We start from the raw sequence: 10,996 nt of genomic DNA, 5'->3' as shown, positions 1-10,996 counted from the left end.
TCAACTCAGCCTTTGATCCGGTCCAGCACCAGGCGGTAGCCTTGATGCGGCATTTCCTTGAGGTAGCGGGCGACCCGCACGACGGTGGTGGGGCTGGCATGGGCCTCCACCGCGATTTCGCGATACGACTTGCCGCCGCTGTCCAGCAGACGGGCGACCTCCCAGCGCTCGGCGAAGGCGCGCAGTTCCGCCGGGGTGCACAGGTCGTTCAGGAACGCCTGAACCTCCTCGCGAGTCTTCAGCGTCAGCAGGGCGTCATAGAGCGCGACCCTGCTCACGGTCGTGTCGGCGGCGGGGCGGGTCGCGGCGTCGGTCATGAAGCGTTCCACTATGGTGTAACGCTGGAACGGTCAAGGGGCGAAGTTCGGGATGGAAAGGTGTCGCAGGCCTCTCTATCTGAGCCTCATGGACAAGGTTGTGATCATCGGCGCGGGGCATGCGGGCGGGACGGCAGCGGCGCTGCTGCGGCAGTACGGATTTGAGGGGCAGATCGTGCTGGCGGGATCGGAAACCGTGCCGCCCTATCAGCGTCCGCCCCTGTCCAAGGCTTGGCTGAAGGGACATGCGGAGCGGGACGATCTGCTGCTGAGGCCCGACAGCTTCTATGTCGAACAGAATATCGATCTGCGGCTGGGCGTGACGGCGACCGCCATCGATCGGGCGGGGCGCAGCGTGGCCTTTTCGGACGGCATGACCGAGACCTATGACGCCCTGATCCTGGCCACCGGCTCGGTGGCCCGCAAGCTGGCCATTCCCGGGGCTGATTGGCCCGAACTGATCGAACTGCGGACGCTGGAGGATGCCGAACGGCTGAAGGCGGTGCTGGGGCCCGGCAAGCGGTTGGCGGTGGTCGGCGGTGGCTATGTGGGGCTGGAGGCAGCGGCGTCGGCCCGCGCCCTGGGGGCCGAGGTCGTCGTGATCGAGCGGATGGAGCGGGTGCTGGCCCGCGTGGCATCGGAGACCCTGTCGACCTTCTTCACCGCCTGGCATCGCGCCCAGGGCGTCGATATCCTGACCGGGGCCGAGGTGACGGCGTTCGAGGAGGACGGCGTGCGGCTGGCGGACGGACGGCTGATCGAGGCGGATGCGATTCTGGTCGGGGTGGGGGCCCTGGCCAATGAGGCGCTGGCGCACCAGGCCGGGCTGGAATGCCTGAACGGCATTGTCGTGGATGAGGCGGCGCGGACCAGCGATCGTGCCATCTGGGCCATAGGCGATGCGACCCACCGCCCGATCCCGGTGCACGGCGCGCTGCGCCACCGGCTGGAGAGCGTGCCCAATGCGCTGGAACAGGCCAAGCAGGCCGCCGCCGCCATCACCGGACGCCCTGCGCCTACGCCAGAGGTGCCGTGGTTCTGGTCCGATCAGTATGAGTTGAAGCTGCAGATCGCGGGACTGCCCGACGGGGCCGACCGCCAGATCGTGCGCGGTGTGGCGGACGTTGATGCAGATCCCGTCGGTTTCGCCGTCTTCCATCTGGCGGGTGACCGGATCGTGTCGGTCGAGGCGGTGAATGCGCCAGCCGAATTCATGGCGGGGCGGCAGCTGATCGCCCGGGGCACTGTGGTAGATGCGGACAAGCTGGCAGATATGTCGGTGTCGATGAAAGCTGTGGCGGCCTAACCCACCGTCAGGTCCAGCTGTCGCGAGATCAGCAGTCGACCGGCCCCCAGGTCCAGGGCCGCACGACGCCCGGCGAAGGCCTCCATCCCAACCAAGCCGTCCGGGAAGTTGGGCAGGGGCGGCTGTTCGAAGACGCCGATCTGGACGCGGTGGTGCAGCTGGTCGGCAAAGGTGACGGTGCGCGCCTCGACCGTGTCGGCGCGCATCGCCCCGCCGAGCACAAGGCTGATCCCGCTCTCGCGCGGGCGACCGTCCAGCAGACCGACACCGGCGGCCGACCTTTGCGAGACACTGAGCAGGGCGGATGAGCCGGTGTCGATGACGGCCTGCAAGGCATTGCCCTCGATCGTGACCTCGGCGCTCAGGGCGTTGCCGTCCCGGACCACGGGTGCCTCGATCATGTCTGCTGGTTGGACGAAGGCATCTGGCGTGATCAGCCGTACGTGCCGACGGTCCGCATCCAGAGCCAGAATCAGATGCTCCAGCACGTCGCGCCCGAGGATCAGTGGGGTCGCCAGGCCCTCCTCGGCCGCCAGCGGACCGAGATCGAGGATGGCGGCGCGAAGGCCTGCGATCTGCAGTCCAGGCAGGTCGACGTCTAGGGTCGTGCCGCGCCCGACCTGGGAGCCGCCGCCGACGCCATAGGCCAGCATGGGCATGTCGAACATCGACCTCTGCCGCTCACCCAGACTGGCGACAAAGGCGCGATCAACAGCGGAGTACTGGGCGCCCGTGTCGATCAGGGCGATGACGTCCCGGCCCTCGATCGTCGCCCGGATGGTCGGCACATTGGCTCGGCGGGCATAGGGGGTCCACGGCGTCGCATGGCCGTCGCCGAAAGTCAGGTCCGGCTTTGGCCAGATCAGGTTGTCGCGGGCCCACCAGGCCGCGCCGGCGACGGCGGCCAGTCCTGCGGCGCGGATCAGGAGGTTGCGACGGTTCATGCCGCTTCAACATGGCGGCTGGGGCGGGGCGATGCCAGCGCGCGTTTGTCGCGGGCAACGGCGACCTGATGGATGCCCCCCGACATCCACCAGGCCCCTTGGCAGAACCGGATGCCCCCGGCACCGGGCTCGCCGTCCGTGTGCAACCGGACACAAGGCAAAAGGACCACGAGTGCAGAGCGCCGTCGAACCCCTTCACCCGACAGGCGAACAGTCTGGCTAACGCGGGCCGAAGGGCACGATCCGGTTGGCGGTATCATGACCGATGTCGGCGGTGCCCAGCCAGGCGATGCCGGAACGCGCACACCAGTAGCGGACGATTTCCTCCGCCGTCAGGCCGAAGTCGGGATCGTTCTCGACGATGTCTGACACCCGCCCCAGCCGGATGCCCGCAACGCGGCGGATCGACGTCTGGCCGGTCAGGTGAAACATCATCCTGTCGATCCGGTACAGCGGCTCTGCCACATCCTCCAGCATCAGGACGTGCCCTGTCAGATCGGGCTCCAGCGCCGTCCCGACGAGGGCGTCCAGGATGCTGAGGTTGAAGGCCACGGCGGGCCGCGGATCGGTGTGAAGCGACGGCTCCCACCCTTCGCGGTCTCCCTTGGTCAGCCAGCGCAGTGCACGAAAAGCGGCTGCATCCTCGCGCACGGCGTCCGACGCCATGGGACCGTGGGCCAGATGGGGAAAACCGGCCTTGTACAGCATGGCCAGCAGGCTGCCGGCATCCGAATAGCCCAGATAGCGCTTGGTCCGTGCCACATCGGTCAGACGCGGCAGGACAGCCTCGGCGATGCGGCACGACCCATAGCCCCCGCGCGCGAACCAGATCGCATCCAGCCGCGGGTCGTTGGCGAACTCCACGAAGGCACTGGCCCGCGTCGCGTCATCGCCGCCGAAATGCCCGTGTTTCAGGAAGCAGGCCGGGTGAAAGACCACAGACACGCTGCCGTCCGGATAATGATCGGCCATCCAGGTATGGACAGCCTCGGCGCGACTGCGGTCGAAGCGGGAGCTGGCGTTGACGATGCCGATCTTCATAGGGTGTGGTCTCGCGCCTTGCCCGTGCTAGTCAGGCCGCCCGACATTCCCCGGTTTCGCCCCCCGAGATCAAGCGTGCATCAAGACGACTATTTCTTCTGCGGTATCGGCGGCTCGGGCATGCTGCCCCTGGCCCTGATCGTTCAGTCGCGTGGCGGCCATGTCGAGGGCTCGGATCGGTCCAACGATCAGGGGCGCACGCCGGAGAAGTTCGACTGGCTGCGCGGTCAGGGGATCGCCTTGCATCCGCAGGACGGATCGGGCGTAACCCGCGCTGAGCAGGTCGTCGTTGCCACCGGAGCCGTCGAGGACACAGTGCCCGACATCGGCGCGGCCCGGCGGGTTGGCGCTCGGATCGTGACCCGACCCCAGATGCTGTCCCAGCTGTTCAATGCGGCACCGACCTCCGTTGGCATCGCGGGCACGAGCGGCAAGTCCACCATCACCGGCATGGTCGCCTGGATCCTGCATCAGGCCGGGCGCGCGCCGACCGTCATGAACGGGGCGGTGATGAGGAATTTTGTCGATGGCGATCACCCCTTCGCCAGCGCCCTGATCGGCGGTCAGGATCTGTTCGTGTCCGAGGTCGATGAGTCGGACGGCTCCATCGCCGCCTATGACGCGACGGTGGCGGTGGTCTCCAATATCTCACTGGACCACAAGTCGATGGAGGAGTTGCGCGATCTGTTCGGCGGCTTTGTCGCGCGGGCGGATCGGGCGGTGCTGAACCTGGACAACCCGGAGACGGCGGCTCTGGCGCAAGGATTGGTTGAGGCGGGGAGGCCTGATGCGGTTCTGACCTTCGCCCTGGGGAACGACGAGGCCGATCTGTCGGCGCACGATCTGGTGCCGCAGCCGACAGGGATGACCTTCAAGTTTAGAGATCGCAAAAGCGGCGCGAACCTGCCCGTGACCCTCAATGTGCCCGGGGCCCACAATGTCGCCAATGTCCTGGCGGCGCTGGGGGCGACGACGGCGCTAGGCGTGCCGTTGGACGAGGCGGTCTCGGCGCTCGAGACTTTCACCGGCATCCGGCGCCGGATGGAGGTCGTCGGGACGGCCAATGGCATCACCGTCATTGACGACTTTGCTCACAACCCCGACAAGATTGCCGCCACCCTGAAGACCCTGCACGCCTTCGACGGGCGGCTGCTGATCCTGTTCCAGCCGCATGGCTTCGGACCGCTGAAGCTGATGAAGTCTGAGTTCATCGAAGGGTTTGCCGGTCTGATGCGGCCCGACGACGTCCTGCTGATGCCCGAGCCTGTCTATTATGGCGGGACCACCGACCGCAGCATCGGCAGCGAGGACATTGCGGCAGGCGTGAGGGCCCATGATCGCCACGCCGAGGCCCTGGCCACGCGCGAGGCCTGTGGCGAACGGTTGATCACACTGGCGCACCCGGGCGACAGGATCGTCATCATGGGCGCGCGAGACGATACCCTGTCGAGCTTTGCTGAGAGGCTCGTCGAGCGCTTGAAGTCGTCCGTCTAAGGACTGTAATTAAAGAGAATATCGCGAAAGTTTCATGAACGGCAAAGCTGCCGTTAAATGTCCCCCGTCTAGGTCACGCTGCCCACAGGAGTAGCGTATGGCCCGGATTGGAGACTTTGCCAGCATCGCGCCGCCCGTGGGCCCCGACACGCCCGGTGCCGAAGTCTTCGACCGCTTTCAGCGTGAGGCGGACACTCTGGTCATCGCTGTTGTCGATGAAGAGATGCGGCCGATGGGCCTTATCGAGCGCAATGCCTTTACCCTGAAGATGGCCGCCGAGTTCGGGCGCGCCCTGTATGCCCGCCGCCCGGCATCGACCTTTATGGATGCTAGTCCGCGCGTGCTGGACGCCGATGCAGACGCAGAAATCCTGTTCGAGAGTATTGATGCGGCCAATCTGGGCGGGCTGCTGAACGGTTTCGTGGTCACACGGGCGGGCCGATATCTGGGCGTCGGCGCGGGGGTGCATGTGCTTCAGGCTGGCAGCGCCATCCACAAACGCCGGGCAGAGGCCATGAGCGAACTGGCCCAGGACCTGGTTCGCGCCGAGGCCGAGGCTCGCGCCTCCAGCCGGGCCAAGTCCGAGTTCCTGGCCGTAATGAGCCATGAAATACGCACGCCCCTGAACGGCGTACTGGGTGTGGCCGCCTTGATGGAGCGTGAGCTGACCCAGGAGACGATGCGGCCCTATGCGCGGACCATTCTGGATTCGGGCCACAGCCTGCTGCGACTGCTGACCGATGCTCTGGACATGTCCAGGGCCGAGGCCGGGCTAATGAGTTTCGAGACCGCGCCCGTCCACATCGACGGCATCGCTGCGGATCTGGCTGCCCTGTGGACACCTCGGGCCCAGGAGAAAGGCCTGATCCTGAGTATCCGCTGTGACACAACCGGTCATGACTGGGTCATGGGCGACGAGATGCGGCTGAAGCAGTTGCTCAACAATCTGATCGGCAACGCCTTGAAGTTCACCCGAGCCGGTGAGGTCTCCGTCCATCTGGCCAGCGCCTGGCGTGATGGTGTGGTTGGATTGACGGGAACGATTGACGACAGTGGCCCGGGTATCGACGAAGCGACCGCGCGAACCATCTTCCAGCCCTTCAACACAGGCAAGGCCGGTCGCGAGGGGGCTGGAGCGGGTCTGGGGCTGGCTATCTGTCGCCAGATCGTCGAGCGGATGCAGGGCGTGCTGGCTGTGGAGCGATCGCCGCAGGGTGGTGCACGCTTCCGCTTTGAACTCGACCTGCCCTGCGCCGGGCCGGAAATGCGCGGCGCGGTTGAGGCGGTGCCTGAACCGACGCCGCACGAGACCTTGCATGTTCTGGTCGTGGACGACAACGCCACCAATCGGTTCGTCGCGGGCAAGTTGCTGGAGATGTTCGGCTGCACGCACGAAACGGCCGAGGACGGGGCGCAGGCCCTTGAAAGCGTGGGTCTGCGGCCCTTCGACCTGGTCCTGATGGATGTGAAGATGCCGGTCATGGACGGCGTGGAGGCGACACGCGCCATCAGGGCGTCGGGCGGAGCGCAGGCCTTGATCCCCATCGTCGCCCTGACAGCAAATGCCGATCCGCGTGACGAAATCGAATATCTGGCGGCAGGCATGAACGGCGTTGTTCAGAAACCCATTCAGCCGGATGTGCTTCTGGCGGCTATCCGACGCGCCCTGACGCCTGTCGCCGCCGAGGTATCGCGGGCGGCCTGAGGTTCCGGGCGGGTCGCTCTGAACGCGGCCGAACTCGTCTTGGGCCACGCAACCCCTTTGCGTTTGCGGTATTGTCGCGGGCAATGATCCAGCTTCCTCCTCCCCCTCCGCCCGCCGTATCCCAGTTGCCAGAGGTGGTGGTCACCGCCGCCCGGCTGCCACCCGCCGCCAGTGAAGCCGCATTTTCGGTAACGCGACTGACTGTCGGCGATCTTTCGGATCAGGCGCGGCTGGACGAGGCCCTGGCCCAGGTTCCGGCCGTGTCGCTGTTCCGGCGCACGACCAGCCTTGCGGCAAATCCGACGACCCAGGGCATATCACTACGGGCGATCGCGCCGTCAGGTGCCGGGCGAACGCTGGTGACGCTGGACGGTGTGCCTTTGAACGATCCTTTCGGGGGCTGGGTGATCTGGTCCCAGGTGCCGACCGAAAGCCTGTCCGGTCTCGATATCGTGCGCGGGGCGGGCGCGGGACCTTATGGAGCCGGAGCGCTGACGGGGGTGATCGCCTTGCGGGAGCGTGACAGCGCGTCGGTGCTGGATCTGTCGTTGGCCGAGCGTGGCGGTGCGCGAGCAGCGGGTGCGGGCGTCGCGACGCTGGGACCGGCCCAACTGGTCGGCTCGGCCCTGTATGAGACCAGCGACGGCTATGTGCCGGTGCGTGGCGATGCGGCCGGTGCGGCGGATACGGCGCTCGATCTTGAGGTGAAAAGCGCGGCTTTGCGGGCCGATGTGCCGGTGGGCGCTGCGACGGTCTCGTTTCGCGCCTCGACCTTCGAGGAAGAGCGCGGCTCGGGGCTGGCCGGGGCGCGGGCGACGGTGTCGGGCAATAGCCTCAGCGTGACGGCGGCGACGGCCCCGATGACTGACCGGCCGGGCTGGCGGTTGCAGGCTTGGCGGCGTGAGAGCGATCTGGCCAATAGCTCGGTGGCCGTCTCGGCGGACCGGGCCACGACGACGCCTGCCAACGATCAGTTTGAAACCCCCGCCACCGGCTGGGGGGTGAACGCGGCCTTGCGCGGCGTCGAGGACGTCGGTTCGGGCGGGCGTCTTGAGTGGGAGGTCGGGGCCGATGCGCGGCTGGCCAAAGGCGAGACGCGCGAGCGGTTCCGCTACATGAACGGCGCTTTCACGCGTGACCGGATCGCGGGCGGCGAGACGACGGTGGCGGGGCTCTATGGCGACGGGTCATGGACTTCGGGGCCTTGGCTGGTTGCCGGTGGCCTGCGCTACGACCGCTGGTCCACGGGCGAAGGACGGCGGCTGGAGCGTGATCGGGCGACGGGTTTGCCGACGCTGGACGAGACAGATCCGGACCGGTCGGGCGAGGTGGTCAGTGCCCGTCTGGGCATAAGGCGCGATCTGGGCGGCGGGCAGACTTTACGCGCGGCGGCCTATAGCGGGTTTCGTCCCGCGACCCTGAACGAGCTGCACCGACCGTTCCGTGTCGGCAACGACCTGACCGAGGCCAATGCGGCGCTGGAGCCGGAGCGGCTGACCGGCGTCGAGGGGGGCTGGGCGTGGCAGGGCGAAACGGTGCTCCTGTCGGCTACCGTCTTCTGGAACCGGATCGAGGACGCCATCGTCAACGTCACCATCGGCCAGGGGCCTGGCACTTTCCCTCGCGCGGGTTTCGTTCCGGCGGGCGGTGTGCTGCGCCAGCGCCAGAATGCGGGGACCATTGAGGCGACGGGGCTGGAGGTCGATGGACGCTATGCATTGAACGACAGTCTGTCCCTGCGTGCAGCCGTGTCGGCCACGGATGCGCGGGTCGATGGCGGCACGGCGGCGGCGCAGCTGACCGGCCTGCGTCCAGCCCAGGCTCCGATCTGGAGTGCGACCGCAGGGCTGGAATGGTCGCCAGTGGATCGTCTGACCCTGGCCGCCGACGCTCGCTGGGAAAGCCGCAGGTTCGAGGACGACCTGAACAGCCGTGTGCTGGAGGCCGCCGCCACCGTCGATGCGCGGGTCGAGTGGGCGGTCTCGCCCTCGGCCACCGTCTGGCTGGCTGCCGACAATCTGTTCGATGCCGACGTCGAGGTGGCAGAGACGGGAACAGGCGTGGCCTCGTTCGGCCCGCCCCAGACGTTGAGAATTGGGATCAGACTGTCGCGCTGACCTCGCAGACTTCCACTTGCAAATGGTTCTCAGTTTCGGCAAAGAACGCCGGTGACCGAGACCGCCGCCGCCCCTGCCAAGCCGAAAGCCGCCCTGAACGCCAAACGGTCGTTCTGGCTGAAGCAGTTGCATCAGTGGCACTGGATCTCGGCGGCGATCAGCCTGGTCGGCCTGTTCCTGTTCGCGGTCACCGGCATCACCCTGAACCACGCGGCGTCCATCCCGGCCACGCCGGTGGTGTCCGAACAGACGGCGACCCTGCCTGCGCCCTTGGTCGAGCGGCTGGAGACCTTTCCGGAAGACACGACCGATCCCGTCCCCGGCGCCGTCGCGCGCTGGGCCTCCGAAGCGTTGAGCATTACGATCGCGGGTCGTCCCACCGAGACCACCCCGGACGAAGTCTATGTCGCCTTGGCCGAGCCGGGCGGCGACGGCTGGCTGACGATCGACCGCGCCACGGGGGAGTCGGTGCATGAGCGGACGACGCGCGGCTGGGTCGCCTATCTCAATGACCTGCACAAGGGGCGCAATACCGGGGTCGTCTGGTTCTGGTTCATCGACGTCTTTGCCGTGGCCTGCATCGTATTCGCCGTCACCGGCTTCGGCCTGACCTGGCTGCATGCGCGCCAGAGGCCCTCGACCTGGCCCCTTCTGGGGCTGGGGCTGTTGATCCCCGTCGTCATCGCCCTGATCTTCATTCACTGACTTTGCTCATCGGACGTTTGCCCATGCGTAAGCTTACCCTCGCTCTTTCGGCCACTGCCGCCGCCGCCGTTGCTGGTCCCGCTTTGGCCGCCGACCTGACCGTGTCGGTTGAGATCCCGCGCCTTTCTGGTGCCTCCTACCATCGCCCCTATGTCGCGGTGTGGATTGAGCGCCCGGACAACATCGCCGTGCGCACCCTTGCCGTCTGGTACCAGCAGACCGCCAATAACGAAGGTGATGGCAAGGACTGGCTGAAGGACATGCGGACGTGGTGGCGGCGCGGCGGTCGCGCCATGACCATGCCCGCCGACGGCATCTCCAGTGCCACCAAGGCCCCAGGCCGTCACACCGTGAGCCTGCCAGGTGCACGCCTGCGTGATCTGCCTGCCGGTCAGTATGTCATGGTCGTCGAGGCCGCCCGCGAACTGGGCGGACGCGAAGTCGTGCGCGTGCCCTTCCGCTGGGGCGGGGTCAATACCGCCCGGGCCACCGGCTCCACCGAACTGGGCGCGGTCAGCGTCACCGTCACCCGCTAATCAGGAAAGTCCGTCATGAAGAAGTCGATCGCTCGCACTCTCGCTATTGGGGCTGCCCTGGCCGCCCTGGCCGCGCCCCTCACCGCCCAGGCTCACCGCGCCTGGCTGGCCCCGACCGCCACCGTCCTGTCGGGCTCCGACGCCTGGGTCGGGTTCGATGCGGGCATGTCCAACGGGGTCTTCATCCCCGACCATGCCGCGATGAATCTGGCCGGGCTGGTCATCACGGCCCCTGACGGCTCGACCGCTGCGCCCGAGAACATGATGCGGGCCCGCTATCGCTCGTCGTTCGACCTGCATCTGACCCAAGCCGGCACCTGGCGCGTGGCCAATGTCATGAGCGGCGTCGTGGTGAGCTACAAGGAAAACGGCGAGCAGAAGCGCTGGCGCGGCACGGAGGCCGAGATGGCCGCAGCCATCCCGGCGGGCGCGACCGATGTGTCGGCCACCCGCTCCGACAGCCGGATCGAAACCTTCGTGACCCTGGGTGCGCCGAGCACGACGGCCCTGGCTCCAACCGGCAAGGGGATCGAGCTGGTTCCCGTGACCCATCCCAACGACCTGGTGGCCGGTGAGGCCGCGACCTTCAAACTGGTGCGTGACGGCCAACCCGCCGCCGATCTGGACGTCACCATCGCACGCGGCGGCACCCGCTATCGCGACAATCCCGAGGAGATGACGGTCAAGACCGGCGCCGACGGCAGCTTCACCGTCACCTGGCCTGAGGCCGGGATGTACTGGATGAACGCCTCGGTCCGCACACCCGCCGAAGGCACTCAGATGGCTGCCAGCGCCCAGTACAACGGCGTCGTGGAAGTGCTGCCCTGACCG

At 67.2% G+C, this 10,996-nt stretch carries 10 protein-coding genes; 7 read left to right on the top strand and 3 right to left on the bottom strand.

Annotated elements, in window-relative coordinates; translation table 11 throughout:
• Positions 1-5 precede the first annotated feature (5 nt).
• Positions 6-317 (bottom strand): YerC/YecD family TrpR-related protein, encoded by a 312-nt coding sequence (locus WC585_RS03965; RefSeq protein WP_373256258.1) that lies wholly within the window; start codon positions 315-317, stop codon positions 6-8.
• 88 nt (positions 318-405) lie between these two features.
• On the opposite strand from WC585_RS03965, the gene WC585_RS03960 reads away from it, so the two are divergent.
• The gene (locus tag WC585_RS03960; protein ID WP_373256257.1) at positions 406-1,623 is read left to right on the top strand and encodes an NAD(P)/FAD-dependent oxidoreductase; all 1,218 of its coding nucleotides are present in this window, start codon (positions 406-408) and stop codon (positions 1,621-1,623) included.
• Here WC585_RS03960 and WC585_RS03955 read toward each other — a convergent pair.
• Together WC585_RS03955 and WC585_RS03950 are read right to left on the bottom strand one after the other, a co-directional pair.
• A complete protein-coding gene (locus WC585_RS03955) occupies positions 1,620-2,567 on the bottom strand; it encodes an aspartyl protease family protein (protein ID WP_373256256.1) in 948 nt (315 codons plus the stop codon). The two genes, WC585_RS03960 and WC585_RS03955, sit on opposite strands and share 4 nt — an antisense overlap.
• 219 nt (positions 2,568-2,786) lie before the next feature.
• Positions 2,787-3,608, bottom strand: a complete 822-nt coding sequence (locus WC585_RS03950; protein WP_373256255.1) for an LD-carboxypeptidase — start codon at positions 3,606-3,608, stop codon at positions 2,787-2,789.
• Between the two features lie 75 nt (positions 3,609-3,683).
• On the opposite strand from WC585_RS03950, the gene murC reads away from it, so the two are divergent.
• The 6 genes from murC to WC585_RS03920 all read left to right on the top strand — a co-directional run bounded on the left by murC (position 3,684) and on the right by WC585_RS03920 (position 10,993).
• Positions 3,684-5,102, top strand: coding sequence for a UDP-N-acetylmuramate--L-alanine ligase (gene murC / locus WC585_RS03945; RefSeq protein ID WP_373256254.1), 1,419 nt, complete (start codon positions 3,684-3,686; stop codon positions 5,100-5,102).
• Between the two features lie 97 nt (positions 5,103-5,199).
• Positions 5,200-6,807, top strand: a complete 1,608-nt coding sequence (locus tag WC585_RS03940) for an ATP-binding protein (RefSeq protein WP_373256253.1) — start codon at positions 5,200-5,202, stop codon at positions 6,805-6,807.
• Positions 6,808-6,890: 83 nt separating this feature from the next.
• Positions 6,891-8,924, top strand: coding sequence for a TonB-dependent receptor (locus tag WC585_RS03935; protein WP_373256252.1), 2,034 nt, complete (start codon positions 6,891-6,893; stop codon positions 8,922-8,924).
• A 51-nt stretch (positions 8,925-8,975) separates the two neighbouring features.
• Complete coding sequence (locus WC585_RS03930; protein ID WP_373256251.1) at positions 8,976-9,629, top strand: PepSY-associated TM helix domain-containing protein; 654 nt, start codon at positions 8,976-8,978, stop codon at positions 9,627-9,629.
• Positions 9,630-9,652: 23 nt separating this feature from the next.
• Entirely contained in the window at positions 9,653-10,165 is a 513-nt protein-coding gene (locus tag WC585_RS03925; RefSeq protein ID WP_373256250.1) for a DUF2271 domain-containing protein, read from the top strand.
• Positions 10,166-10,180: 15 nt separating this feature from the next.
• Entirely contained in the window at positions 10,181-10,993 is an 813-nt protein-coding gene (locus WC585_RS03920; RefSeq protein ID WP_373256249.1) for a DUF4198 domain-containing protein, read from the top strand.
• Positions 10,994-10,996: the final 3 nt, after the last annotated feature.

The organism is Brevundimonas sp., assembly GCF_041648055.1.
GTDB lineage: Bacteria > Pseudomonadota > Alphaproteobacteria > Caulobacterales > Caulobacteraceae > Brevundimonas.
Note: the sequence above shows the minus strand (reverse complement) of the source record. Positions and strands in the feature narration are given on the sequence as shown.

Bases quoted from the DNA above. Each gene is read 5' to 3' on its own strand.
- WC585_RS03965 (WP_373256258.1), bottom strand. From the start codon at position 317: ATGACCGACGCCGCGACCCGCCCCGCCGCCGACACGACCGTGAGCAGG.
- WC585_RS03960 (WP_373256257.1), top strand. From the start codon at position 406: ATGGACAAGGTTGTGATCATCGGCGCGGGGCATGCGGGCGGGACGGCA.
- WC585_RS03955 (WP_373256256.1), bottom strand. From the start codon at position 2,567: ATGAACCGTCGCAACCTCCTGATCCGCGCCGCAGGACTGGCCGCCGTC.
- WC585_RS03950 (WP_373256255.1), bottom strand. From the start codon at position 3,608: ATGAAGATCGGCATCGTCAACGCCAGCTCCCGCTTCGACCGCAGTCGC.
- WC585_RS03940 (WP_373256253.1), top strand. From the start codon at position 5,200: ATGGCCCGGATTGGAGACTTTGCCAGCATCGCGCCGCCCGTGGGCCCC.
- WC585_RS03935 (WP_373256252.1), top strand. From the start codon at position 6,891: ATGATCCAGCTTCCTCCTCCCCCTCCGCCCGCCGTATCCCAGTTGCCA.
- WC585_RS03925 (WP_373256250.1), top strand. From the start codon at position 9,653: ATGCGTAAGCTTACCCTCGCTCTTTCGGCCACTGCCGCCGCCGCCGTT.
- WC585_RS03920 (WP_373256249.1), top strand. From the start codon at position 10,181: ATGAAGAAGTCGATCGCTCGCACTCTCGCTATTGGGGCTGCCCTGGCC.